Annotated in this window: 26 protein-coding genes; 25 read left to right on the top strand and 1 reads right to left on the bottom strand. The window is 59.3% G+C overall.

The window, feature by feature from the left end; translation table 11 throughout:
• The first annotated feature begins 9 nt into the window (after positions 1 to 9).
• From QZ177_RS01885 to QZ177_RS01765, 25 genes are all read left to right on the top strand, one after another.
• Positions 10 to 405, top strand: a complete 396-nt coding sequence (locus QZ177_RS01885) for an Asp23/Gls24 family envelope stress response protein (RefSeq protein ID WP_006192453.1) — start codon at positions 10 to 12, stop codon at positions 403 to 405.
• Positions 406 to 422: 17 nt separating this feature from the next.
• Complete coding sequence (gene amaP, locus QZ177_RS01880) at positions 423 to 1,001, top strand: alkaline shock response membrane anchor protein AmaP (RefSeq protein ID WP_009646059.1); 579 nt, start codon at positions 423 to 425, stop codon at positions 999 to 1,001.
• A gap of 14 nt (positions 1,002 to 1,015) precedes the next feature.
• On the top strand, positions 1,016 to 1,303 hold the full coding sequence (locus QZ177_RS01875; RefSeq protein WP_294175336.1) for a DUF2273 domain-containing protein: 288 nt from the start codon (positions 1,016 to 1,018) through the stop codon (positions 1,301 to 1,303).
• Between the two features lie 66 nt (positions 1,304 to 1,369).
• Positions 1,370 to 1,792, top strand: a complete 423-nt coding sequence (gene nusB, locus QZ177_RS01870) for a transcription antitermination factor NusB (protein ID WP_294175335.1) — start codon at positions 1,370 to 1,372, stop codon at positions 1,790 to 1,792.
• A gap of 67 nt (positions 1,793 to 1,859) precedes the next feature.
• Positions 1,860 to 3,062, top strand: coding sequence for an exodeoxyribonuclease VII large subunit (xseA, locus tag QZ177_RS01865; protein WP_294175334.1), 1,203 nt, complete (start codon positions 1,860 to 1,862; stop codon positions 3,060 to 3,062).
• Positions 3,062 to 3,313, top strand: coding sequence for an exodeoxyribonuclease VII small subunit (gene xseB, locus QZ177_RS01860; protein WP_294175333.1), 252 nt, complete (start codon positions 3,062 to 3,064; stop codon positions 3,311 to 3,313). The genes xseA and xseB overlap by 1 nt, the downstream gene beginning before the upstream one ends.
• A complete protein-coding gene (locus tag QZ177_RS01855) occupies positions 3,297 to 4,184 on the top strand; it encodes a polyprenyl synthetase family protein (protein ID WP_294175332.1) in 888 nt (295 codons plus the stop codon). The genes xseB and QZ177_RS01855 overlap by 17 nt, the downstream gene beginning before the upstream one ends.
• A gap of 11 nt (positions 4,185 to 4,195) precedes the next feature.
• A complete protein-coding gene (gene dxs, locus QZ177_RS01850) occupies positions 4,196 to 6,094 on the top strand; it encodes a 1-deoxy-D-xylulose-5-phosphate synthase (protein ID WP_294175331.1) in 1,899 nt (632 codons plus the stop codon).
• Positions 6,075 to 6,890, top strand: a complete 816-nt coding sequence (locus QZ177_RS01845) for a TlyA family RNA methyltransferase (protein ID WP_264918970.1) — start codon at positions 6,075 to 6,077, stop codon at positions 6,888 to 6,890. The genes dxs and QZ177_RS01845 overlap by 20 nt, the downstream gene beginning before the upstream one ends.
• Positions 6,891 to 6,901: 11 nt before the next feature.
• A complete protein-coding gene (locus tag QZ177_RS01840; protein WP_006192444.1) occupies positions 6,902 to 7,753 on the top strand; it encodes an NAD(+)/NADH kinase in 852 nt (283 codons plus the stop codon).
• 35 nt (positions 7,754 to 7,788) lie between these two features.
• Complete coding sequence (argR, locus tag QZ177_RS01835) at positions 7,789 to 8,244, top strand: arginine repressor (RefSeq protein WP_006192443.1); 456 nt, start codon at positions 7,789 to 7,791, stop codon at positions 8,242 to 8,244.
• 10 nt (positions 8,245 to 8,254) lie between these two features.
• Positions 8,255 to 9,970 (top strand): DNA repair protein RecN, encoded by a 1,716-nt coding sequence (gene recN, locus QZ177_RS01830; protein WP_294175330.1) that lies wholly within the window; start codon positions 8,255 to 8,257, stop codon positions 9,968 to 9,970.
• A 10-nt stretch (positions 9,971 to 9,980) separates the two neighbouring features.
• Positions 9,981 to 10,529 (top strand): NUDIX hydrolase, encoded by a 549-nt coding sequence (locus QZ177_RS01825; RefSeq protein ID WP_264918973.1) that lies wholly within the window; start codon positions 9,981 to 9,983, stop codon positions 10,527 to 10,529.
• A gap of 13 nt (positions 10,530 to 10,542) precedes the next feature.
• A complete protein-coding gene (locus QZ177_RS01820) occupies positions 10,543 to 11,169 on the top strand; it encodes a site-2 protease family protein (RefSeq protein ID WP_006192440.1) in 627 nt (208 codons plus the stop codon).
• Between the two features lie 9 nt (positions 11,170 to 11,178).
• Complete coding sequence (locus tag QZ177_RS01815; protein ID WP_294175329.1) at positions 11,179 to 11,901, top strand: segregation/condensation protein A; 723 nt, start codon at positions 11,179 to 11,181, stop codon at positions 11,899 to 11,901.
• Complete coding sequence (gene scpB, locus QZ177_RS01810) at positions 11,901 to 12,569, top strand: SMC-Scp complex subunit ScpB (protein ID WP_294175328.1); 669 nt, start codon at positions 11,901 to 11,903, stop codon at positions 12,567 to 12,569. The genes QZ177_RS01815 and scpB overlap by 1 nt, the downstream gene beginning before the upstream one ends.
• Positions 12,562 to 15,048 carry a U32 family peptidase gene (locus QZ177_RS01805; RefSeq protein WP_294175327.1) on the top strand — a complete coding sequence of 829 codons (2,487 nt, stop codon included), beginning with the start codon at positions 12,562 to 12,564 and terminating at the stop codon, positions 15,046 to 15,048. The genes scpB and QZ177_RS01805 overlap by 8 nt, the downstream gene beginning before the upstream one ends.
• A 21-nt stretch (positions 15,049 to 15,069) precedes the next feature.
• The gene (locus QZ177_RS01800) at positions 15,070 to 17,445 is read left to right on the top strand and encodes an endonuclease MutS2 (protein WP_294175326.1); all 2,376 of its coding nucleotides are present in this window, start codon (positions 15,070 to 15,072) and stop codon (positions 17,443 to 17,445) included.
• Between the two features lie 90 nt (positions 17,446 to 17,535).
• Positions 17,536 to 19,716 carry a penicillin-binding protein 1A gene (locus tag QZ177_RS01795; RefSeq protein ID WP_294175325.1) on the top strand — a complete coding sequence of 727 codons (2,181 nt, stop codon included), beginning with the start codon at positions 17,536 to 17,538 and terminating at the stop codon, positions 19,714 to 19,716.
• Positions 19,717 to 19,754: 38 nt separating this feature from the next.
• Positions 19,755 to 20,975, top strand: a complete 1,221-nt coding sequence (gene tyrS / locus QZ177_RS01790) for a tyrosine--tRNA ligase (RefSeq protein WP_294175324.1) — start codon at positions 19,755 to 19,757, stop codon at positions 20,973 to 20,975.
• Between the two features lie 43 nt (positions 20,976 to 21,018).
• Entirely contained in the window at positions 21,019 to 21,750 is a 732-nt protein-coding gene (locus QZ177_RS01785) for a YebC/PmpR family DNA-binding transcriptional regulator (protein ID WP_294175323.1), read from the top strand.
• A gap of 44 nt (positions 21,751 to 21,794) precedes the next feature.
• The gene (ruvC, locus tag QZ177_RS01780; RefSeq protein ID WP_006192432.1) at positions 21,795 to 22,289 is read left to right on the top strand and encodes a crossover junction endodeoxyribonuclease RuvC; all 495 of its coding nucleotides are present in this window, start codon (positions 21,795 to 21,797) and stop codon (positions 22,287 to 22,289) included.
• A 55-nt stretch (positions 22,290 to 22,344) separates the two neighbouring features.
• Positions 22,345 to 22,950 carry a Holliday junction branch migration protein RuvA gene (gene ruvA / locus QZ177_RS01775; RefSeq protein ID WP_006192431.1) on the top strand — a complete coding sequence of 202 codons (606 nt, stop codon included), beginning with the start codon at positions 22,345 to 22,347 and terminating at the stop codon, positions 22,948 to 22,950.
• A 15-nt stretch (positions 22,951 to 22,965) separates the two neighbouring features.
• Entirely contained in the window at positions 22,966 to 23,979 is a 1,014-nt protein-coding gene (ruvB, locus tag QZ177_RS01770; RefSeq protein WP_294175322.1) for a Holliday junction branch migration DNA helicase RuvB, read from the top strand.
• Positions 23,976 to 24,617 carry an epoxyqueuosine reductase QueH gene (locus QZ177_RS01765; protein ID WP_294175321.1) on the top strand — a complete coding sequence of 214 codons (642 nt, stop codon included), beginning with the start codon at positions 23,976 to 23,978 and terminating at the stop codon, positions 24,615 to 24,617. Before ruvB ends, QZ177_RS01765 begins: the two co-directional genes overlap by 4 nt.
• Before the next feature lie 149 nt (positions 24,618 to 24,766).
• On the opposite strand, the gene QZ177_RS01760 is transcribed toward QZ177_RS01765, so the two are convergent.
• Positions 24,767 to 25,852 carry a MupG family TIM beta-alpha barrel fold protein gene (locus tag QZ177_RS01760; protein ID WP_294175320.1) on the bottom strand — a complete coding sequence of 362 codons (1,086 nt, stop codon included), beginning with the start codon at positions 25,850 to 25,852 and terminating at the stop codon, positions 24,767 to 24,769.
• Between the last annotated feature and the right edge of the window lie 3 nt (positions 25,853 to 25,855).

Raw genomic sequence — 25,855 nt, 5'->3', positions numbered from 1 at the left:
GAATTTTCCATGGCAGAGGAAGTCAGCATGAGCAAGAAGGGCGCGATCGGTTCGATCCGCATCGCCGACGAGGTCGTGGGCATCATCGCGGGACTCGCCGCGACGGAGATTGACGGCGTCGCGGGCATGAGCGGCGGCATCGCCGGCGGCATTGCCGAAATGCTCGGCAAGAAGAGCTTCACGAAGGGCGTGAAGGTCGAGGTCGGCGAGAAGGAAACGGCGGTCGATCTCTACATGATCGTGAAGTACGGCGCGCGCGTTCCCGATGTAGCCATCGCTGTGCAGGAAAATGTCAAGAAGGCAATCGAGAACATGACGGGGCTGACCGTCGTCGAAGTCAATGTCCATGTGCAGGGCGTGAGCTTCGCTGAGGAAACAGAGGAAGAGGACGCGCGCGTCCACTGAGGAGGAGAGGAAAGTTCATGGGGATCATCAACCGCTTTCTTTTGTTCCTTTACGCGCTCGCCGTCGCGTGCCTTTCGCTGGGCATCGTGGCGCTTGCTCTGCAGATCGTGCCCGAACCGATCCTGCTCAACGAGTACCGCTACCTGATGGGAGCGCAGCAATGGCAGCTGGTTGCGGGAGGCGTCCTTGTATTTCTTCTAAGCATACATCTGATCGGCTGCAGCTTTTCGGGTGGCTCAGATAAACGGGAGGGCGGCGAATTCCTCGTGCTCCATGGCAAGGCAGGCGATGTCGGCGTCTCGCTCGGCGCCGTCCACAATCTCGTGGAGCAGACAGTGCAGACCGTTCCGGGCGTCCGGAGTCTCCAGGTGAAGGTTTCCGTCGCGAAGAAGGCCGCGAAGGACGGGGCGCAGCTCTCCCTTCGCCTCGCTATCGTCATAGGCAAGGAGGCGAATGCCGCCGCTGTTTCTGACGATATTCGCACGGAAGTTCGCCGCGCTATGCAGGAAACGATGGGCGTCGATGAGTTTTCGCTGGACATTGTCGTCGAAGATATTTCCAATGCGCCGCTGACGAAGAAGAAGCGCGTCGTTTGACAGGAGGAAGGCAGATGGGTGAGGAAAAGACATGCCCGTTCAAGGCTTTTTTTGAAGCGCACGCGCCCGCGCTCCTGCCGCATCGCGGCAAGATCGGCGGCGTGTTTTTCGGGGCGCTTTTTGGTCTCGCTGTGCTTATCTTCGGCTTCTGGCAGACGTTCTTCGTGCTCTTCTGCTGCCTTGTCGGGCTGCTCGTTGGCATTCGCATCGATCATGATATTCGTCTGCGCGATGTGGAAGATTTTTTTGATGAGATGTTTCCCTATCGACAGCGTTATCGGCGGCATCGCTTTCGGGAATGAGACTGGAGGCGGAAGCGGCTCGTTGCTTTGGCTTTTGAGCGACAGGAAAGGAAAAGGTTTTGTTTTATGAGTCGTAGACAGGCGCGTGAGGCGGCGCTTCAGACGTTGTTCCAACTGGAGCTCAATCCGCCGTCGGAGTCGGCTTCCGAAGAGGCGTGCCAGATGTGGGCGCTCGATGCGGCGGTCGAGGAAATGCCCGTTGAGACGAAGCGGGATTATAGCTATGCGGCTTCCCTCGTGCGCGGTACGCGCGAGCATCTCGCCGCCATCGATGAGGAGATCGCCGCGTCCACGCATGATTGGAAGCTCGACCGCATGACGGGCGTTGACCGCAACATCGTCCGCATCGCGCTCTACGAGATGAAGTACGGTGCGGAAAAGGTGGATGTCGGCGTCGCCATCAACGAAGCGGTCGAGCTGGCGAAGAAATTTGGCACGGATGATTCCAGCCGCTACGTCAACGGGATCTTGGGCGGACTGGCACGGTGATCCTCGGGCTGTTGCCTTTTGCGCGACAGCCCCTTTCCTTATGACGACTTCGGAAGGAGGCGGCGGTTTGGCGGTTCACAGCGTATCCGCGCTCACGCAGTACATCAAGAGCATGTTCCAGGCGGAAGGATTGCTGCGCAATGTTTCCGTCGAGGGCGAACTGTCCAATTACAAGATGTACGCTTCGGGACATTGCTATTTCACGCTGAAGGATGAGACGGCGTCTCTGAAGGGCGTGATGTTCAAGAGCCGTGCGCGGCTTCTGCGTTTTCAGCCGGAAAACGGCATGAAGGTCGTAGCCACGGGCGAGGTTTCCGTCTACGAGCGCGACGGCGTCTATCAGCTCTATGTCGAGCGCCTTCTGCCCGTGGGGGCGGGAGAACTGAGCGTCGCCTTCGAGCAGCTGAAGGCTCGCCTTGCCGCCGAGGGGCTTTTCAATGAGGAACACAAGAAGCCTCTGCCGCCGTTTCCTCGCACGATCGGTATCGTGACGTCCCTTTCGGGCGCAGTGCTGCGCGACATTTACCGCGTTTCCAAACGGCGCGATGCGAATGTTCGCTTGGTTCTTTATCCGACGCTCGTGCAGGGCGAGGGCGCGGCGGCTGAGATCGCTGCCGCCATCCGCTTCTTCAATGAGAAGTACCCCGTCGACCTTTTGATCGTCGGCAGAGGCGGCGGATCGGCGGAAGATTTGTGGGCTTTCAACGAGGAGCCTGTTGTGCGTGCGATCTATGACTCCGTGATTCCCGTCATTTCTGCCGTCGGTCATGAGACGGATACGACTCTTTCCGACTATGCGAGTGATGTGCGTGCGGCGACGCCGTCGCAGGCGGCGGAACTCGCCGTGCCCGAGACGGCGGCGCTCTTCCGCCGCATTGGCGAATGTGAGATGCGTCTCCAAAAGGCGGTGAAGAGCCGTCTTTACTACGAGCGCGAGCGCGTGGAGCGTCTGGGCGGCTTCTTCCTGAAGCGTCCGCCGCAGGCGCTCCTAGCCGAGCGTCGTCAAAGGCTCGACATGGCGTCGGAAGCGCTCGACCGCGGGATGCGCCGCGCCCTGCTGGAAAAGCAGCACGCCTTTCAGGTCGCAGCGGAAAAGCTCGAGATGCTCAATCCGCTGCACGTCATACGGCGCGGCTACAGCGTTGTGGAAAAGGCGGGCACGGCGGTGCGCAGCGTGAAGGAGCTTGCCGTTGGAGATGGGATCCTCGTGCGCCTTGCCGACGGCAGCTTTGACGCCGTCGTCGGAGGTTTGCGAGAAGGAGGTTTATGATGCCGAGAAAGAAGACGCCGTCCTTTGAGCAAGCGCTCGCGGAGCTGGAAGAACTCGTGCAGGCGATGGAAAGCGGCGATTTGAGCTTGGAACAGCTCATGGACAATTATGCGAAGGGCGTGGAGCTTGCGAAGCTCTGCATGACTTCGCTCGATCGTGCGGAAAAGGCGATGGATGTCGTGCTCAAGGAAAAGGGCGGCGCAGTCGAGGAGTTTCGCTTGGAGATTGAGGGGGATGCACGTGAATTTTAAGGCGGAATGGAAAAAGCGTGCCGATTTGGTGGAAGAGGGGCTTCTGCGCGAGCTGAAGAAAGTGCCCGCGTATGATGAGACGCTGGAAAAGGCGATGGAATACAGCCTCATGGCGGGCGGCAAACGCCTGCGCCCCGTGCTCCTGATGGCGGCGTCCGACGCCGTCGGCAAGGATGGCGCGGCCTTCTTGACGACGGGATGCGCCATTGAGATGATTCATACGTATTCCTTGATTCACGACGATCTGCCCGCGATGGACAACGACGACTATCGACGCGGCAAGCCCACGAACCACAAGGTTTTTGGCGATGGAATTGCGGTGCTCGCGGGCGACGCTCTGTTGACGCTCGCCTTCGAGGTCATGCTGCGCCAAGAGGGCGCTGCCCCTGAAACCCTCGTCACCGTCGTCTCCGAGATGAGCCGCGCGGCCGGCCCTTACGGCATGGTCGGCGGACAGGTGCTCGACCTTGAGGGCGAGGGCAGGCGTCTCGATCTGGCAGCCCTTCGAAAGATTCACATGGGCAAGACGGGCGCACTGTTTTGCGCCGCCATACGCTCGGGCGCGATTCTGGCGGGCGCGAAGGAGGAGGAACTCGCCGCGTTGACGCTTTATGCTGAGCGCTTTGGGCTGGCCTTTCAGATCACGGATGACATCCTCGACGTCACGGGAGACGAGGCGGCGATCGGCAAGCCCGTGGGCAGTGACGTTCGCAACGAGAAGGCGACTTATGTGACGCTGACTTCCCTGGAAGAGGCGAAGAAATTGGCTGAGGATGCAGTAGATGAAGCCGTGGCGGCGCTCGACATCTTTGGCGAACGCGCCGCCTTCCTGCGGGATTTGGCGCTGTTTCTGCTCGGACGGAAAAAGTGAGGCGGATGGATATGGGACAGCTGTTGGAACGCATAAACGAACCGCACGCGCTGAAAAGCTGCACGCTCGATGAGCTTTCGCAGCTGGCGAGAGAACTGCGCCGCTATATTATCGACACAGTTTCCCAGACGGGCGGTCATCTCGCCCCGAGCCTTGGCACGGTGGAGCTTACGCTCGCCCTGCACAGGTCGTTCGACTGTCCGGAGGACAAGATCGTCTGGGACGTCGGTCATCAGGCGTATGCGCACAAGATTCTGACGGGCAGGCGCGAGGCATTCGTCGGTCTTCGCCAGAAAGGCGGCATCACGGGCTTCCCCAAGCGCGAGGAGTCCGTCTACGACGCTTTCGGCACAGGTCATTCGAGCACGTCGATCTCGGCCGCCCTCGGCATGGCGGCGGCGCGTGACATCGCGGGCGAGCATTACCGTATCGCCGCCGTCATTGGCGACGGCGCACTGACGGGAGGCGAGGCGTTCGAGGGACTGAACAATGCGGGGACACTGGGCAAGGACATCATCGTGATTCTGAACGACAACGGCATGTCCATCGCGCCGAACGTCGGCGCGATGTCCGAGTATCTGTCGCGCTTCCGCGTCGCACCGGGCTACCACCGTGCGAAACAGGACATCAAGAACTTTCTCAAGAGCATCCCGCACATCGGCGAGCGCGTCTACCGGACGGCCGAGCACATCAAGGACGGCGTGCGCTCGGCACTCGTGCCGGGCGGCCTCTTCACCGACATGGGCTTTCACTACATCGGCCCCTTGGACGGGCACAACATCGCCCTTCTGCTCGATGTGTTCGAGCAGGCGAAACAGCTAAAGGGTCCCCTGCTCATTCATGTGGAGACGTGCAAGGGAAAGGGCTATGCGCCGGCGGAGAAGGCGCCGGACAAGTTCCACGGCATCGGCAGATTCGACGTTGCCGACGGCACGACGCTGAAGAAGGCGGGCGCGAAGCCGACGTACACGAGTGTCTTCGGCAAGGCTTTGCTGGAAGCCGCCGAAGAGGATGCGGATGTCGTCGCCATCACGGCGGCGATGCCCGACGGCACGGGTCTGCGCACGTTTGGCGAGAAGTATCCGACGCGTTTCTTCGATGTGGGCATCGCTGAGCAGCATGCGACGACGTTTGCCGCCGGCCTTGCGGCGGCGGGCAGGAAGCCCGTGCTCGCGCTCTATTCGACGTTCGCCCAGCGTGCCTACGACCAGATCTTGCACGACGTCTGTCTGCAGAACCTGCACGTCGTCTTTGCGCTCGACCGCGCAGGCTTCGTCGGAGAGGACGGCGCGACGCATCACGGCGTCTTCGACTACTCGTATCTGCGCCACCTGCCAAACATGAAGGTGCTCGCACCCAAGGATGAGAACGAGCTTGGGCGCATGCTCAAGACGGCGCTTTCCCTAGAAGGCCCGGTAGCTCTGCGCTACCCGCGCGGCGAGGGTATTGGCGCGGCGTTGGAAGAACCGTTCACTCCGTTGGAGAATCTTGCGGCGGAAGTCTTGGAGGAGGAGGGAAAAATCGCGCTCCTCGCTGTCGGCAGCATGGTCGATGCGGCGCAAAAGACAGCGAAGCTTCTGCAAGAGGAGGGGCTTTCTGCCGCCGTCGTCAACATGCGCACCGTAAAGCCATTGGACGAAGAATTGCTGCATCGCATGGCGCATGAGAAGAAGATGCTCGTGACGATGGAAGAGAATGCGCTCGCCGGCGGCTTCGGCAGCGCCGTGCTCGAAGCCTTGGCAGACGCAGGCCTTCTCCTGCCCGTCGTGCGCTTCGGCATAGGCGATGCATTCATCGAGCAGGGCAAGCCGCAGGAGCTTCTGGAAATGGCCGGGCTTTTGCCTGAGCAGATGGCAAGAAGCATCCTCACGGCATGGAAGGGAGCACGCGATGGCGAAGGAGCGGCTTGATGTCCTGCTCGTCGAGCGCGGCCTTGCCGCGAGCCGCGAGCGTGCGCGCACGATGATCATGGAAGGCAGGGTGCTCGTCGACGGCAAGAAGGTCGAAAAGGCGGGGACGGGCGTGAAACCTGAGGCTGAGCTTCGACTTTTAGGCGAGGAGATGCCCTATGTGAGCCGCGGCGGGTTGAAGCTGGAAAAGGCTCTCAGAGCCTTTTCCATTTCGCTTGCGGGAAAGACGATGGCGGACATCGGCGCATCGACGGGCGGCTTTACGGACTGCGCCCTGCAGAACGGCGCGGCGAAGGTCTACGCCATCGACGTCGGCTACGGTCAGCTCGCGTGGAAACTTCGCACGGACGCACGCGTGAAGAACATGGAGCGCACGAACATCCGCCATGTGACGCCCGAGGCGCTCGGTGAGCTCGTCGACTTCGCATCCATCGACGTCGCCTTCATATCGCTCGCGAAGGTGCTGCCGGCGGTGCGCTCCCTGCTGAAACCGCAGGGGGAAGTCGCGGCTCTGATCAAGCCGCAGTTCGAAGCAGGGCGCGAAAACGTCGGCAAAAAGGGCGTCGTGCGCGAGCCGCATGTGCATGAGACCGTGATCCGGGACGTCTTTCGTGCCGCGCAGGAAGCGGGATTTTGCATTCGAGCGCTCTCTTATTCTCCTGTCAAGGGGCCGGAGGGCAATATCGAGTACCTTATGCACCTCGTTGGCACAGGAGAAGAGTCTGCCGCGTCGGGCGTTTCACAAGAGGAAATCGTCGCCGTCGTAGCAGAGGCGCATACGGAATTGGACAAGTAGGCAGGGATTTGATGTTTACCATAGCGGTTTTTCCCAATGTGACGAAGGCGAATATTCGTGCGATCCTCGATCGCGTCCTCGCTTTCTTTGCCGATAAGAGGGTGTGCGTGCTGCTTCCAGCGAAGGAGGCGAGGCTCTTAGGGCACGAGGCGTACGGCATCGAGAACATCAACCGTCATCCGATCGACATGGCGCTGAGCATCGGCGGCGACGGCACGCTTCTGAATGTCTGCCGCCGCGTTTACGAGCAGACCGTTCCCGTCTGCGGCATCAACTTCGGCACGGTCGGCTTCCTCATCGACATCGAACTGGATGAGATAGAGACGAAGCTGCAGAAGATCCTCGACAAGGAGTACCACATCGAGGAAAGGCTCATGCTCTCGGGCTACGTCGTCCATCATGGCAAGAAGAGCTACAAGGGAAGTGCGGTCAACGACATCGTGGTGGCGAAGGGCGGGCTTGCGCGTATGCTGCGTTTCGGACTTTCCATCAACGATACGCGCATCGCGAACTACAAGGCGGACGGCCTGATCGTCTCTACAGCGACAGGATCGACGGCGTACTCCCTTTCGGCGGGCGGGCCGATCGTCAATCCACACGTCAAGGCGCTTGTCCTCACGCCTATCTGCCCGCATACCTTTGACATCCGTTCTATGGTGATTTCCGAGGACGATACGGTGCGCATGCGCATCAAGGCCGGACATTCCGATATTTTTGTTACCTTCGACGGACAGAAGTCGTTTCAGATTGCTGATGAGGATGAGGTGATCGTGCGCAAGGCGAAAAATCCCGCGCGCATTGTGAAATTCGGCGACAAGGATTATTACCGCACGATGAAGGAAAAACTTCTGGACAATGCCTGAGGGAAAGCGCGCTTTCGAGAGAACGGGGGAAGAGCATGAAGGTCAAGCGTCACGCGATCATTCGTGAAATTATCGAAAACACTGCCATCGAAACGCAGGAGGAATTGGCAGCGGCGCTGCGTGCGCGTCAGATCGACGTGACGCAGGCGACCGTGTCGCGTGACATCAAGACGATGATGCTCGTCAAGGTGCCGGCGGGGAATGGCCGCTATCGCTATGCGCTGCCGAAAGAAAAGGGGGCCGTGCTCTCCAAGGAGCGCATGGCACGCCTCTTTTACGATTCCGTCGTTTCTCTCGATTACAGTGAGAACATCATCGTCGTCAAGACTCTGCCCGGCGCTGCCAATGCCGTCGCCGCCGTCCTCGATCATACGCCTTGGCAGGAGATCGTCGGCACGGTGGCGGGCGACGACAGCATCCTCGTCGTCGTCAAGCCTCGGGAGGCGGCGCCCGAGGTCGTGCGGCGCATGGAGAAATTCTTCGCTCAGTGAGAGGAACATCATGTTAAAGACATTGACGGTTTGGAATTTTGCCCTTTTGGAGCATGTGAAAATCGAATTTGGTGCGGGGCTGAACATCCTGACGGGTGAGACGGGCGCGGGCAAGTCCATCCTCATCGACGCCTTGGGCGCGGTGCTGGGAAAGCGTCTCGCGGCGACCGCCATACGAAGCGGCTGCGAATGGCTGCGTGTCGAGGCGGTTTTCGATCTGGAAGCGCAGACTGCATTGAAGAGTCTCCTTGAGGAGCAGGCGATTCCTGTGGAAGATGACGAGCTCATCATTACGCGCCAAGTCTCGCACAAGGGGAAGAGTTCCGTCCTCCTGAACGGTTGCCGTGTGACGCTCGCGCTGCTAAAAGAGCTTGGCGCCTATCTCGTCGACATCCACGGGCAGCACGACAATCTTGCACTGCTGCGCCCCGAAAACCAGCTTCTCCTCCTCGACACTTCGGACGCCGCCATTGAAAAGCAGCGCGATGTCTATCAGAAAAGTTTCGCCGCTTGGAACGACTGCAAGAAGCAGCTCAGGGCGAAGGAGGAGGAAGCGAAGAACACGACGGAACGCCTCGATCTCCTGCATTGGCAGGAAAAGGAAATCGAGGAGGCCGATTTGAAGGAGGGCGAGGACGAGCGCATCGAGGCGGAGATCAAGAAGCTCTCGAACGCCGAGAAGATTTCAGGCTTTGTCGAAGAATCCTACGCGCTCTTGAACGGCGATGTGGGAGGCAAGGCGCTGAACGTCCTCGCGGCCCTGAGCAAGGTCAAGAAGAACCTCGAATCACTCTCGCGCTTCGGCAATGAGTTGGACAATGCCTGCAAGATGGTGGAAAATGCCTATTGCGACTTGCAGGAAGCGTCGTATGAGATTCGCGACTACGGCTCGGACATGGAATTCGATCAGCATCGGCTCGACTCGTTGGAAAGCCGCATGAGCGTCATCGACAAATTGTGCCGCAAGTATGGTGCGACGACGACGGACGTGCTCGCCCATCTGGCGAAGGTCAAGGCGGAACTGCAGCGCATCGAGAACTACGATGTCGACTTGGAAGACCTGAAGGCTGCTCTTAAAAACGCCGCGGACACGCTGAAAGAGGAGGCGCAGAAGCTTACGAAACTGCGCTCTGCCGCTGCCAAGGCGCTCTCCGCGCACGTCGGCGAGCAGATCAAGGCTCTCGGCATGGAGAAGGCGCACTTTTCCATCGCGCTCCGTGCAGCAGATTACAGTGCAACGGGAGCGGATGACATCGTCATGCTCTTCTCGGCAAATGCGGGCGAGAAGGAGCAGCCGCTGCAGGACGTCGCCTCGGGCGGCGAGCTTTCGCGCGTGGCTCTTGCCGTCAAGGCTGTTTCGGCCGCGAATGATGATTCGCCGCCAAGCATGGTATTTGACGAGATCGACACGGGCATTGGCGGCAAGACGGCGCGCATGGTCGCCGAACGCATCGCCATGGTCGCTTTGCACAGACAAGTCCTCTGCATCACGCATCTGCCGCAGATTGCCTGCATGGCGGACGCGCATCTTTACATCCACAAGGAGACGCAGGAGGGGCGCACGCTGACGGAAGTGCAGCTCCTCGCCGAGGGCGAGCGCATCAACGAGATCGCACGCATGGCGTCGGGTAGCGACATCACAGCGGCCGCGCTTGACAATGCGCGGGAAATGGTGGATAATGCTAGAATTAAACGCGCTGAAATCAGCCGCAGTTTCTCGAAATAAAGGGGAAAATATGTACGAAGATTTGTTGGAGAAAAAGCTCAGGAGTGAAAACATCTACGACGGCGTCCTGCTCCATGTTCGACGCGATACGGTGACGCTGCCGAATGGCAGGGAAGCCGTGCGCGAGTGGGTCAGGCATCCCGGCGCTTCCGCCGTCCTGCCCGTGTTCGAGGACGGTACGGTGCTGCTCGTGCGCCAGTACCGCTATCCCGTCGACCGCGTCACGCTTGAGATTCCGGCGGGCAAGCTCGATTCTCCGAAGGAAGATCCGCTCGTGTGTGCCGTGCGCGAGCTTTCCGAGGAGACGGGATACACGGCAAAGCATTGGGAAAAGCTCACGACGATCGGCACGACCGTCGGGTTTTCCAATGAGTACATCCATATCTACGCCGCGCACGATTTGCAGGCGGGCGAGCAGCATACGGACGATGATGAGTTCATCCACGTCGTCAAGATGCCGCTCGAAGAGGCCGTAGAGCGCGTCAAATCCGGCGAGATCTTCGATGCGAAGTCCGTGACAGCAATTCTCATGACGGCGTTCGGCAAAGCGAAACACTGACGGGAGGCGGAATATGTTTGGTTCTGATTTGATGTGGTTCATCGCGGGTATCCCGGGAATTTTGATTGCCATGGTCGTGCACGAGTATTCCCACGCACGCGTCGCCGTTGCCATGGGCGACATGACGCCGCGCCTCATGGGCAGGCTCACGCTCAATCCCAAGGCGCACATCGATCCCATCGGGCTTTTGACGCTGTTCCTCGTTCATTTCGGCTGGGCGAAGCCCGTGATGATAAATCCGAGGAATTTTCGCGACATGCGCAAGGGCGAAGTCCTCGTGGCTCTGGCAGGGCCGGCGTCCAACCTTGTCATAGCATTTCTGGCCATGCTTTTTTTTGCTGTCTACGCGCGTCTCGGTCTGCCTGTATCGCAGGGCTTTTATACGGTCATGCAGCTTCTCGCGCTGATCAACGTCAACTTCGCTGTGTTCAATATGATACCGCTGCCGCCCCTTGACGGTTCGCGCGTACTCATGGCATTCTTGCCGGGGCGCTGGGCGTATGAACTCATGCGTCTGGAACGCTACACGTTCATTATTCTCATTCTGCTGATCATGGTCGGGCCGTTCGCGCGCCTCTTGGGCGCTGTCTCCTGGGCGCTCTACTCCACGCTCGCGGCGGTCGTCGGTCTGCTCATCTGATTTGCTCTCATGGACAAGTATACGGTACGGCTCAATGCTTTTGAAGGGCCGATGGATCTCCTCATGCACCTCATCGAGAAGAACAAGATCGACATCTACGATATCCCGATGGCGGTTCTGACCGAGCAGTACATGAACTACCTTGAAGAGATGCAGGAGTTTGATATCGAGGTTGCGAGCGAATTCATCGTCATGGCGGCGACGCTCCTGCAGATCAAGTCGCGCATGATGCTGCCGAAGCCGCCGAAAGAAAAGGAGGAGGAAGAGGAGGAAGATCCGCGCAGGGAACTTGTGGAGCGCATCTTGGAGTATCGTCGCTTCCGCCGCGTCAGCGTGGAACTCGACGGTCTTGCCGCGCTGCAGGAGAGGGTGTTTGCGCGAAAGCCGCTGCCGCTTCCCGTGCGCCGCCTGCCACCGGAGGAAATGTCCGTCGCCCTGCTCGTCGACGCCTTTCGCATCGCCATGGAGGTGCGCGAGGAGATCACGATCCCGAAGGCACTCGTAGCGCCCGATGCCTACAGCATACAGGGAAAGATGGAGGACATCCTCGTGCTCCTCGACCGCGAGGGAGGGCAGATGCCGTTTGCCGCCGCATTCCCGTCGGGCACGCGTGCGGAGCTGATCGTTTCCTTTCTTGCGCTGTTGGAGCTGATCAAGCTTCATTCCGTCGTGATTCGCCAGGGCGATCTTTTTGGCGATATTCTTGTTTGCCTAAGGACGAGTGATCACTGATGTTTATGGAAGAAATGCAGGCGCCTTTGGAGGCGCTCCTTTTTGTGCGCGGCGAGCCAGTGACGGCAGTGCAGCTCAGAGAAATCCTGCAGGTTGACGAGGAGAGCCTGGATGAGCTTTTGACGCTTTACGCGAAGACGTTGGAGGAGCGTGGGAGCGGGCTCATGCTGCATCGTGTCGCGGGAGGCTTCCAGCTCGTCACGCGCCCCGAGTGTCATGCCTATGTGCAGAAGCTTGCAGAGGTGCAGGACAGGAAACTCACGACACCGACCTTGGAGACGCTCTCGATCGTCGCCTTCAAGCAGCCGATCACGAAGCAGGAAATTGAGCACATCCGCGGTGTGCGCGTCGAGCGAGCGCTGCAGAAACTCCTGGAGATGGAGCTTATCGAAGAAGTAGGCAGGAAGCCTGTTCTAGGGCGGCCGATCCTCTACGGTACGACGGACGTCTTTCTCAAGTGCTTCGGACTAAATGCACTGAGCGACCTGCCTGCTTTGCCGGCCTTGGAAGAGGTTGCGGAAGAAGGCGACGTGCAGCTTGAGCTGCTCGCCGCCGATGGGGAGGCTCAGATCGAGGAGGAAGAATCGCCGGAAGCGTTGACGGAAGATGGCGCAGAACGTGCTGAGGAGATTGACGACGCCTTGCATACGGAGGAAAACATTGATTGAATTATTGGCTCCGGCAGGGAGCAGGGAGGCGTTGACGGCCGCTGTGGAAGGCGGCGCTGACGCCGTCTATCTGGCAGGCAATATGTTCGGCGCACGCGCCTATGCGGACAACTTCGACGAAGAGGGAATGCGCGAGGCGATCGCCTTCGCCCACAGCCGTGATGTGCGCGTGCATGTGACGGTCAACACCATCGTGCGCGACGAGGAGATGGCGGCACTCTCCCGCTACCTGCGCTTCCTCTATGAGGCGGGTGCGGATGCCGCGCTCGTGCAGGATCTCGGCGTTTATCGGCTCGCGCGTCAGGCGGCGCCTGATCTGCCGCTGCATGCGAGCACGCAGATGACCGTGCACAATCTGGAAGGCGTGCTCCTTCTTCAGGAGATGGGCTTTGAACGAGTTGTGCTCTCGCGCGAGCTTTCGCTGGAGGATATCCGCTATATCACGGCTCACTGTCAGGTGGAGATTGAGACCTTCGTGCACGGGGCTCTTTGCGTCTGCTACTCGGGGCAGTGTCTGATGAGCAGCATGATCGGCGGCAGGAGCGGCAATCGCGGTCGCTGTGCGCAGCCGTGCCGTCTGCCCTATACGCTTGTCGATGAGACGGGCGCGGATGTTCTCGGCAAGGCTGCGGGGCAGTTCCTGCTCTCGCCCAAGGATTTGAAGACCATTGAGCTTTTGCCGGAACTCTTGGAGAGCGGCATCGCTTCGCTGAAGATCGAGGGGCGCATGAAGCGTCCCGAGTACGTCGCTGTCGTCGTCGACGCCTATCGCCGCGCCATCGACGCCGTCGAGGCAGGCAGGGGACTGCCGAGCGCGGCAGAGGATGAAAAGGCGCTCGCGCAGATCTTCAACCGCGATTTTACGACGGCCTACCTAAAGGAGCGTCCGGGGCGCACGATGATGAGCGATTCCCGGCCGAACAATCGCGGCCTTCTCGTCGGACGCGTCCTCGAAAATGACAGGACGGCGGGGCGCGTGAAGCTGAAGCTCTCGGGTGATCTGGCCGAGGGAGATCAGCTGGATTTCTGGGTCAAGGTCGGCGGCAGGAAGACGGCGACGGTGACGGATCTCTGCGACAAGAAGGGGCGCTCCTGTCCTACGGCGAAGGCGGGCGAGGAGGTCACATTGCCTCTCGATGCGCCCGTGAAGCCGCACGATCGCGTGTTCAAGGTGTTCGACGCACATCTCATGGAGAAGGCGCGCGGCTTTTTCCGCGCGGGCGCTCCCGTGCGGCGCGTGCCCGTGGCGGCGCATGTCCGCGTGCGCCTAGGTGAGCCCCTTTCCATCGCCTTGCATGATCGGGACGGTTTTGCAGCGCAGGCAAAGACGGAGTTTCATGCGGAATCTGCAAAGAAGCGACCGTTGGATGCAGCGACCGTTGAAAAGCAGCTGCGCCGCATCGGTACGACGATCTTTTCCCTGGGGGAAGTCTCCCTCGATATGGAGGATGGCGTGATGGTTCCCGTCAGCGAGATCAACGAGGCGCGGCGCAAAGCGTTCGCTGCCTTGCAGGAAGAGCGCATGGCGCACTATCGCCGCGCCGCCCTGCCTGCGTTCCGCTACGAAGAAGTGCCTGCCCGCGCCGGACGCAGGGGAGAGGCGCGTATCGCGGCGGCGACGGACACGCTCGCCGGCGTGCGCGAGGCGGTGCGCTCAGGCGCTGACGAGATCGTCTTCGGCGGCGATTCCTACCATCATCGTACGATTCCCCTGCGCGACTACGCGGAGGCGGCGCAGCTCGCACGCGGCGCAGGATGCGCCATCGTGTTCAACACGCCGCGCCTCGTGCTGCGCCGCGACATGGCGGCATGGCGAAAGCTCGTCGAGGGTTTCGTGCGCCTTTCGCCCGATGCCGTCAGCGTCCACAACTTCGGCACGCTCCGCGTCGTGCGTGAGGCGGGGCTGAAGTTTTATGCCGATGCGTCGCTTCCCGTCATTAACTGCCGGGCGCTTGCGGAGCTTGCAGAAATGGGAGCGAGCCGCGCCGTTCTTTCTCCCGAGCTTACGCTGGAGCAGGCGGGGGCGCTTGCCGTGCGTGCGCCTTTTCCCGTGGAGTGCATCGTCGAGGGAAATCTTGAACTCATGGTATCTGAATACTGCGCCTTGGGCAGTTTCCTCGGCAATGCAGCGTCAGGCTCGTGTTCGATGCCGTGCTGTAAGGGAAAGACGCGCTACGCCTTGTTGGACAGGAAGGACATGAAATTTCCGCTCGTATTCGACCAGTCATGCCACATGCACGTCCTCAACGGCAAGCGCCTTTCGATGCTGCTTCATGCGATGGAGTTTGCGCCGCGCGGTATCTCTTTTTTACGCATAGACGGGCGCTTCATGGAAGCGGCGGAGCTGGGAAGACGCGTGCGCCTTTACAAGGAATGGAGCCGCTTTTCAGGCACGCTCATCAAGGAGCAGGAGGACTATCTGAAGGAGCTTGAGGGAAAGGATGTGACGCGCGGCCATTATTTCCGCGGCGTGCAGTAAAAGAGAAGAGAAAGGTTATGTATGGAAAAAGAAACACTCGACACGCTTGAGTACGACAAGATTCGCGCGATGCTGGAAGCGAAGGCAGGCTCCGTCCTCGGCAAGGAAAAGGCGCGAGCCGTCCTTCCGTCGGGCGATTTTGCTGAGGTGGAGGAGCTTCTGCGCGAGACGGAGGAGGCGGTTCGCCTCTCGGCGTTTTCCTCGCCGCCCATGGGCGGCGTCTTCGACATCCGCGAGTCTCTGGCGAAGGCCGAGCGCGGCGCCGTGCTCGACCTCGGCGATTTTACCGATCTTCTGAGCACGATGCGCGCGATGCGAGCCGTCAAGCGCTTCTTCAAAGAAGTGGAGATGGATTTGCCGCTCATCAAGGAGCAGGCAAAGGGCATCGAGATTCTCGGGCAGTTGGAGCGCAGGCTGGAAAACAGCGTCGACGAGCACGGCAATTTGCTCGACGACGCGAGTGTCGAGCTTTCGCGCATACGGCGTGAACTGCGCTCGGGCAGACACAGGGCGAAGGAGCAGATGGAAGCCATCCTGCACCGCACGGAGTATCAGAAATTCTTTCAGGACGCCATCATCACACAGCGTGCGGAGCGAAATGTCATACCGATCAAGCAGGAGTATCGCCAGAGCTTTCCAGGCATCGTCCACGACCAGTCGGCGAGCGGCGCGACGCTCTTCATCGAGCCGATGGCTCTCGTCGACCTCAACAACGACCTCAAGCAGCTTGCGCTCGCTGAAAAGACCGAGGTGCAGCGCATCCTGCGCCTTCTCTCGCAGGAGGTCGGCAAGAACGGCAGCGTTCTCGAAGGGAATTGTGCCATACTCGCCTCTCTTGACTTCATCTTCGCACGGGCGAAGCTTGCAGCCGATATGCAGGCGACGCGCCCCGCGATCAATCGCGAGGGAAGGACGAATCTCGTCGCCGCGCGTCATCCGCTGATCGATGCGGCAAAGGTCGTGCCCATTGACATCGCGCTTGGAGAAGCGTACCGCATGCTGCTCATCACGGGACCGAATACGGGCGGCAAGACGGTCAGCCTGAAGACGATCGGACTCTTTGCGCTCATGGTGCAGTCGGGCTGCTATATCCCCGCCGCCGCAGGATCTGAGATTTCTGTATATACGAATGTCTATACGGTCATCGGCGACGAGCAGAGCATAGAGCAGAGCCTCAGCACATTTTCCGCGCACATGTCGCATCTGGTCAAACTCTTGGAATGCGTCGAGGGCACGGATCTCTTGCTGCTCGATGAGATCGGCGCGGGAACCGACCCCGAGGAAGGGGCGGCTCTCGCCATGGCTATCCTTGAGCAGTTCCTCGCACGCGGCGCCTCGACGATCGTGACGACGCATTATTCGGAGCTGAAGACGTTCGCTTTTACGAGCGAGGGCGTCGAGAATGCCTGTGTGGAATTCGATGTCGAGACGCTGCGCCCGACGTACCGTCTGCTGACGGGGATGCCGGGTGCGAGCAACGCCTTTGCCATCAGCCGCCGCCTCGGCCTTTCGGAGGCGGCAATCTTGCGTGCGCAGCAATTCATTAAGGCCGATCATGCCCAGTTCGAGAAGGTCGTGAACCAGCTCGAAAGCGAGAAGCTCATGTACGAGCAGAGGAACGCCGACATCCTGGAAAGGCAGCAGCGCGTGGCGAAGCTTGAGGAAAAGACGCAGGCGCTGAAGGATGAGATTCGCGAGAAGAAGGAGCAGATGCTCAAGAAGGCGAGGCAGGAGAGCGCAAATCTCGTGCGGCGCACGCGGCGTGAGGCGGAGGAGATCATCAAGAGCCTCAAGGCGCAGTTCGACGACCTCGGCATAGAGAGCCGCCGCCGTGCCATGCAGGAGGCGCGGGAGAAACTGCAGGAAGCGGCGGAGCGCTCGCGCACGGGACTCCTCCCCGGCAAGGCGTACAAAGAGAAGATCGACATGCAGAAGCTCGCTGTCGGCGATGTCGTCTATGTGCGAAAGCTCGACCAAAAGGCGACGGTGCTCAAGATCCAAGGCGCAAATATCGAAGTGCAGCTAGGCAGCCTCAAGACGTACGTCAAGGCGGGAGACTGCCGCTTTGTCGAACGCGCGAGGAAGGAGCAGCCCGCCGTGAAAAGAAGCAGCCGTACGAAGGGAGCGGGTGCGCTTCTGCAGAAGACGGCGAACCTGCATCGCGAGATCGATGTGCGCGGACTCATGGTCGACGAAGCGGAGCAAGTGCTCGGCAAATTCCTCGACGATGCCGTCGTCGGCGGACTCGGCCAGGTGCTCATCATCCACGGCAAGGGGACGGGAGCGCTCAGAAAGGGCATTCACGATTATCTCAAGCATCACAAGAGCGTCTCCCGCTTCAACTTCGCCGACATCAGCGAGGGCGGCACGGGCGCGACGCTCGTTGATTTGCAGTGATGGAAGAGCGGGCAATAATGTCTTGCTCTGCCACTTTCGTTGCAGTATAATGAAAAGCATATCGTTGAACAGAGCAGGAGGAGCTTCTTCATGGAAAAACGTACCGATGCGACGCGCGCCTCGCGGCAGCAGCTGCAGAGACGCCTGGCACCGAAGTCGAATCCGAAGCCGCCGCCGAAGAAGAAAAGCCGCGGCGGCAATATTGTACGCGCTCTCGTGGGTTTCTTCATCATCTTTTTTGTCATGCTCGTCGGCATCGGCTGCGGCTTTTTGACGGCGAGCATGAATACGAAAGAAAATCTCGTTGAGGACATCCGTCCGCCGGCGTCGTCTCATATCTATGATATCAACGGCAACGAAATCGCCAATGTTCATGCGACGGAAAACCGTGAGCCGGTAAAGCTCGCGCAGATTCCGAAAAATCTGCAGAACGCTTTCGTCGCGGTCGAGGACAACCGCTTCTATGAGCACATGGGCGTCGACCCGCGCGGCATTCTGCGCGCCGTCTATGCCAACATCACGGGCAGGACGATTTCCGAAGGCGGCTCTACGATCACGCAGCAGCTCGCCAAAAATGCTTACCTGACGCAGGATCGGACGCTCAAGCGCAAGGTGCAGGAAGTGTTCCTCGCCCTGCAGATCGAACGCCAGTATACGAAGCAGGAGATCTTGGAGCTTTATCTGAACCAGATCTACTTCGGACAGGGCGCTTATGGCGTGCAGGCGGCGGCGAAGACGTACTTCGGCAAGAACGTCGAGGATCTTGACCTCAACGAATGCGCGATGCTTGCGGGCATACCGAAGAGCCCCAACTACTATTCGCCGTTCAACAACTTCAACGCCGCGCAGGAACGCAAGGAAGTCGTGCTTGATCAGATGGAGAAGTACGGCTACATCAATCATGCGACGGCGCGCAAGACGACGGAAGAGAAGCCGACGCTTGCCAATAAGACACAGGCGAAGGATACGACGGGCGCGTACTTCATCGACTATATCACGCAGAAGGTCATCGACCGATACGGCGCCGACGCCATCTATAAGGAAGGCTTGAAGATCTACACGACGATCGACATGACGATGCAGAAGGCAGCGGAAGAGGCCGCGCATACCGTGGCCGTGCAGCGCACGGACGGCAATGGCGTGCAGCAGCCGCAGATGGCGCTCGTCGCCATCGATCCGCACACGGGCTACATCAAGGCGATGGTCGGCGGCCGAGGCACGGATCAGTTCAATCGCGCGACGATGGCGGAGCGTCAGCCAGGCTCGTCGTTCAAGCCATTCGTCTTTGCAGCGGCGCTTGAGGCGAATTATTCGCCCGACACCATCATCGACGACAGTCCGGTCAAGATCGGCGGCTGGTCGCCGAAGAATTACAGCGGCAATTTCAGTGGCCCCGTGACGTTGCGCACTGTGGCACGCTACTCGCTCAACGTGCCGACGGTAAAAATCGCGCAGAAGCTCGGTATCGACAAGCCGATTTACTATGCGCAGGAGATGGGCATAACGACCTTCGTGCTCGACGGCGAGCGCAACGACAAGAACTTCTCCACGGCGCTCGGCGGACTCACGAAGGGCGTGACGCCTCTGGAACTGACGAGCGCTTACGGGACGTTTGCGAACAAGGGCATACACGTCGAGCCTGTCGCCATCATTAAGATTCTCGATCGCAACGGCAAGGTTCTTGAACAGGCGGAGCTTAAGCAAAAGAGCGTCATCAAGGAGAGCAGTGCGGCGGCTCTGACGAGCATGTTACAGGACGTCGTGCAGCACGGTACGGGAACGCGTGCGAACATCGGACGTCCTGCCGCGGGCAAGACAGGTACGACGGACAACTATCACGATGCGTGGTTCGTCGGCTACACGCCCGATCTCGTGGCTGGCGTGTGGATCGGCAACGACGACAACACGTCGATGGGCGTGATGTCAGGCGGCATGGCACCAGCAGAAATGTGGAAGGCGTTTATGCAAAAGGTTGTCGCGGGCACACCTGCAAAGAACTTTGACGGAGTGGCATATACCGCAGGAAGTGTCAGCGAGATTAAGGACGAAAAATCTGCGAAGGACGAGAAGCATACAGATAAGAAGGAAAAGAATGCCAAGGATGCGAAAAACGGCAAGGATGCCAGGAATGTGCCAAGGCCTGAAGCAGGCGGCAGAACTATGGGAGACGGCGCACCGCAGGCGGACTCCACGCCCTCGCAGCAGCCGTCGCTCCCTGAACCAGGTGGCGGTCCTGAGCCGGGCGCAGGCGTTTCCAAGGGCAGGGATTGATGTGCTTTTGAAGGATGAGAAAAGAAGGGAAGAGTTCGTTGGCAAATGTTTTTGATGTTTTGAAAGAGCGCGGTTTCATCGCTCAATGCACAGATGAAGAAGGCGTGCGCGAACTGCTCGGCAAAGAGAGCGTGACCTTCTACACAGGGTTCGACCCGACGGCGGACAGTCTTCATGTTGGACATTTCCTCGGACTCATGGCGATGTCGCACATGCAGCGTGCCGGGCATCGTCCCGTGTGCCTCGTGGGCGGCGGCACGGGAACGGTCGGCGATCCTTCGGGGCGCACGGACATGCGCAGGATGTTGACGGATGAGGATATCGAGCATAACTGCGACTGCTTCAAGAAGCAGATCGCGCGTTTCATCGACTTTTCTGAGGGCAAGGCGCTGATGGTCAACAACGGCGATTGGCTGAGGAAGCTCAACTACATCGAACTTCTGCGCGAGATTGGGGCACATTTCACCGTGAACCGCATGTTGTCTGCTGAAGCCTACAAAACGCGTTGGGAGAAGGGACTGACCTTCCTCGAATTCAACTACATGGTCATGCAGGCCTACGACTTTCTGGAACTCAGTCACCGCTGCGGCTGCAAACTGCAGATGGGCGGCGACGATCAGTGGTCGAACATCATCGCGGGCGTCGAGCTGATTCGCAGGAAGGAAGCGAAACCCGCCTACGGACTGACCTTCACGCTTCTCACGAAGAGCGACGGTCAGAAGATGGGCAAGACGGCGGGCGGCGCCCTCTGGCTCGACGCCGAGAAGACATCGCCGTACGATTTCTACCAATACTGGCGCAACATTGATGACGCCGACGTTGAAAAATGCCTCGCGCTCTTGACCTTCCTGCCGATGGAAGAGGTGCGCCGCTTGGGCGCGCTCAGGGATGCGGCGATCAACGAGGCCAAGACGGTGCTCGCCTATGAGGTCACGAAGCTTGTGCATGGAGAGGCGGAAGCGAAGAAGGCGAAGGCGGGTGCCGAGGCTATGTTCGGCGGCGGCGCGGCATCCGCAGAGCTGCCGACGTTCGCACTGACCGCCGAGGAGATGGGAGCGAAGCTTCTTGACATCCTCGCAAAGAACGGCGTTTTCTCCTCGAAGAGCGAGGGCAGGCGTCTCATCTCGCAAGGCGGCGTCACGCTCAACGATGCGCGGGTCACGGATGCCGACTATCGTCTGCAGGAGGAAGATTTCTCCGATGGCACGGCGCTCGTCAAGAAGGGCAAGAAGAAGCATTATCGGCTTGTAAAGGCTTGAAGAAAAGGGCTACGCTATTCAAAATAAGGAGTTGCAAGGTTTTATGTCAGGACATTCCAAATGGGCGAACATCAAGAGGAAAAAGGGCGCGAATGATGCGATTCGCGGCAAGATTACGACGAAGATCGGCAGGGAGATCACCATCGCCGTGCGCATGGGCGGCGGCGATCCGACGGGAAATATGCGGCTGAAGCTCGCGCTTTCCAAGGCGAAGGCGAACAACATTCCCAAGGACAACATCCAGCGCGCCATACAGAAGGGGCTTGGCGCTGCCGAGGGAAGCAACTATGAGGAACTGACCTACGAAGGCTACGGGCCGGCGGGTTCCGCCATCATGCTCGATATCCTGACGGACAATCGCAACCGCAGCGCCGCTGATGTGCGCCACATCTTCTCGAAGTATGGCGGCAATCTCGGCGAAACGGGCTGCGTCGGCTGGATGTTCAAGCAGAAGGCCGTGTTCATCGTGGAGAAGGAGACCTTCGAGGACGAGGACGAGCTTATGGGCATCGTGCTCGACGCGGGCGCGGAGGATCTCAAGGCGGAGGACGATGTCTTTGAAATCACGGCTGATCCCGCGGATTACAATGCAATCGAGGCGGCGCTCGGCGAGAAGGGAATCGAGACGGCATCGGCGGAGATCACGATGGTTCCCGATACGACCGTCAAGCTTGAGGGCAAGGATGCGGAAAAGATGCAGAATCTCATCGATGCCCTTGAGGAAAACGATGACGTGCAGAATGTCTACAGCAACTATGAGTTTGATGAAGAGTAAGTCCGCAGAAGGCGCGGTCGTGCAGTTTTCATCAAGGAGAAGACATGCTTGCGCTGGGCATTGATCCGGGCACGGCGATCTGCGGCTTTGGCTTCGTGTCCTCGGAGGGAAGCCGCCTCGTGCCGCACGCATACGGCGCTCTGACGACGAGTCCGAAGGCTCGCATGGAAGATAGGCTCATGAAGCTCTACGATGGACTTGACGCCTTGATCAAGGAGTACAAGCCCGACGTCATGGGCATCGAGCAGCTGTTCTTCAACCGCAATGTCACGACGGCGATCCCCGTCGGACAGGCGCGCGGCGTCGTGCTTCTGGCTGCGGCCAAGAACGGCTTGGAGATCGCGGAGCATACGCCGCTGCAGGTCAAGCAGGCGGTGACGGGCTACGGCAAGGCGCGGAAGGAACAGGTCATCTACATGGTCTCAAAGCTTCTGCACCTCGCGAAACCGCCGAAACCCGATGATGTGGCGGATGCGCTTGCCGTAGCCATCTGCACGACGCACTGCATGGCGAGCGCCGCTTGGCGCAATCGCCTGTAGGGAGCATGGATGAACTTAGCGATTGTTGCGGTTTAATAATTTTTAGGAGATTTTCATGATCGGTTTCCTGCGGGGAAAGGTCGCGCGCCTTTCCCTTGATTTTTGCTTTCTTGATGTTGCAGGCGTCGGCTACCGCGTCTTCATTTCGGGCGCGACGCATGGTCGCCTGCACATGGGCGAAGAAGTGACGCTCTTCACGCATCTCGCCGTGCGTGAGGACGCCATGACGCTCTACGGCTTCTTTTCCGAGGAGGAGTACGAGCTTTTTCAAATGCTCATCTCTGTCACGGGAATCGGTCCCAAGGCGGCGCTTGGCATCTTATCGAACATCACGCCCGAGAACCTTTGCCTTGCCGTAAGGAACAAGAAGGCGGACATTTTGACGAAGGCGCCGGGCATCGGCAAGAAGTCGGCGGAACGCATCATCTTGGAACTCAAGGACAAGATGAAGGGATTTATGACGGAGCACGAAGCGATTGTCGAGGAAGGCTTGCTCGAAGAGCCTGTCGAAGATACGATGCTTGCCGAGGCGGGCGCCGCGCTCCTCTCGCTCGGCTACACGCAGGCGGAGTTCACACCGATCCTGCGGCGTGCCAAAGACTGCAAGGACGCTGAGGCGCTGATTCGTTTCGCGCTGAAGGAGTTTGCCCAACATCGCTGAGAAAGGAGGGGCGGCATGGAGGAAATGGAAGGGCGCATCATTGCGCAGGACGAACGGACAGAGGACACGTGGCAGTACAGCCTGCGTCCGCGAAAGCTCGCTGAGTACATTGGGCAGAAGAAGGCAAAGGAAAATCTCAAGGTCTTCGTGCAGGCGGCATTAAATCGCGGTGAGGCGCTCGACCATGTGCTGCTCTATGGACCGCCTGGCCTCGGCAAGACGACGCTTGCGGGCATCATCGCCAACGAGCTGGGCGTGAACTTTCGCATCACATCGGGGCCTGCCATCGAGCGCTCAGGCGATCTCGCGGCGCTCCTGACGAATCTCGGCGAGCGCGATGTGCTCTTCATTGATGAGATACACAGGCTTTCCAGAAGTGTCGAGGAGGTGCTGTACTCGGCGATGGAGGACTTTGCGCTCGATATCATCATCGGCAAGGGGCCGAGTGCACGCTCCATCCGCCTTGACATCGCGCCATTCACACTGGTCGGCGCGACGACGAAGGCAGGGGCGCTTGCAGCTCCTCTGCGCGATCGTTTCGGCGTGATCTCGCGTCTGGAGTATTACGAGCCGTCCGAACTCATGCATATCATCGAGCGTGCGGCTGAGATCCTGCAGATTTCTATCGAAAGGAGCGGAGCGGAGAAGATCGCACGCCGTTCGCGCGGCACGCCGCGCGTCGCGAACCGCTTGCTGAAGCGCGTGCGCGATTTCGCACAGATCGAAGGAGCGTCGGCGATCACCGCTGCAATCGCCGACGCGGCTCTCGATCGACTGGAAGTCGACCGTATCGGTCTCGACCATACGGATCGCCGCATGCTCTTGACGATGATTCAAAAGTTCGCGGGCGGACCAGTGGGACTCGAAACCCTGGCAGCTGCCATCAGCGAGGAGAGCGACACGATCGAGGACGTCTACGAACCTTATCTCCTGCAGCTCGGTTTCATCAACCGCACGCCGCGCGGCCGCATCGTAACGCGCGCCGCCTATGAGCATCTCGGCGTGCCCTATGTGGGGGAAGGAAAATGAGCTTAAAACTTTTGCTCCATATGTGCTGCGGGCCATGCTCGTGCTATCCTGTCAAGAAACTTCGACAGGACGGCATTGAGCCTGTCGGATACTTCTTCAATCCCAATATCCACCCGTACAAGGAGTGGGATATGCGTCTGAAGACAGCAAAGGAATTTGCCGCCAAGGTGGAGCTGGAAATACGGACGGACGAAAATTACATGCTGCGCGACTTCTTGCAGCGTGCGCTCTTAGCCGAGCGTCTGCCCAACGGCCGCTGCCGCATGTGTTATACATGGCGTTTGGGAGAGGCGGCGCGCTATGCGAGCGAGAATGGCTTTGAGGCATTTACGAGCACGCTTTTCTACAGCATTCATCAGCAGCATGATCTCATGCGCGAGACAGCGGAGTTCTTCGCTCACAAATACGACATTGAATTTTATTACGAGGACTTCCGCCCGGGCTGGCAGGAAGGCATCGACATCAGTCACGAGTTGGAACTCTACCGTCAGCCGTACTGCGGCTGCATCTTCAGTGAAGAGGAGCGCTACAGCAAAGCGATCCGCAAGGAAAGGAAGAAGCAGGCAAAGGCGAGGAAGCTGGCGCTGCAGATGCAGGAGCAGGAGCTGGAGCTAGAGGCAGTTCAAGCCGCAGAATGAAGAAAGCGCTGATGAGTTCAGCCACCCGTATTCACACATTTGGATGACTTCATTTTATCAGCGCTTTCTAAAAACTTCCGCCAAAAGCCGAAAGGTTTGGCGGAAGTTTTTATTTTGATGCAAATATGTACTGGTTTTTGTTCAGCGGACTATTCATCATCGAGATGAAAGGAGAATTTCTTGCCGGGAATGATGTAGTTGATGAGGAACTGCTCCTCCTCGGGAATGAGCGCCGCAACGTTGACGCGGGCATCGGCGGGCTGCGGGTGCTTGATGATCTGCAGTTCGCCCATGTACCTGCCGTAGTCCTTGTTGTCGAGCGTAATGGCGCCATAGGGGCGCATCTTTTGGTTTTGCGGCAGGATGTCTTTCCCCATCTCCTTGAGCAGGGCGCGGCTCTCTTGAGCACGCACGGCATCACGCGCCTCGTCAAGCCTTGCAGTGAAGACGTGCGCGAGAAGATCCTCCTGCACGGGTTCGCGCAGCGAAAGCTCGGCGCGCATGGTCACGCAGTTCTCCTTGATGACGGCGAGCGTTTCAAGCTCCCCTTGCGACGGCAGGGAGTCGCCGATAAAGATCGAATCCATGCCGATGGCGGCGAGATGCCGCGCGGCGAGGGAAAGCGGGAAGTCACGGTGCATTTCGAGCGTCGGCAGGCCGCAGCGAAGCGGCGAGCGCCGGCGGAAATGACACGGCACGAAAGCGCCGACTGAGATGCCCGCCTTGTGCAGCATCGCCGTCTTGCGCACGAGCGTTGCCTCGGCAAGCCCCGTTCCTTCGCGTGGGTAGAAATTGTGCAGCGCGTCGATGTTGTCGAAGTTCGCATTCTCCTGCAGGAGATCCGTGAGGAACTTGCCCGTGATCGTCGAAGCGTTGAGCTGGATGCGCATGTTCTGGGTGTTGCGGCTCAGATCAGCGACGCGGGCAGCACCGTAACCGTAGTCGATGCGCAGGGTATGGATGCCCATGAATTGGAATGCGGAGAGAGAGAAGTGGCGCATGCCGAGAAGTTCGAGCGTCTCAGGCGAGATGTCGGAGATGATCTCCATGGCGTGACTGCGGGCCGCCTGCACAATGGTGCTGAATTCCTCCTTGAGAGCGCTGTGATCCGTCTCTGGGATATGCAAGGAGGTGAATATGCGCGTGATGCCAAGTTTGGCGGCAGACTCAATGAGTTGAAGATTTTCTTTCGGGGTGTTGTCAAGGCCGGGATAAATGGAGATTCCTGTCTGCATGGC

It is taken from the genome of uncultured Selenomonas sp. (assembly GCA_905372355.1).
In the GTDB taxonomy this organism is placed as follows: Bacteria; Bacillota; Negativicutes; order Selenomonadales; family Selenomonadaceae; genus Selenomonas.
Note: the sequence above shows the minus strand (reverse complement) of the source record. Positions and strands in the feature narration are given on the sequence as shown.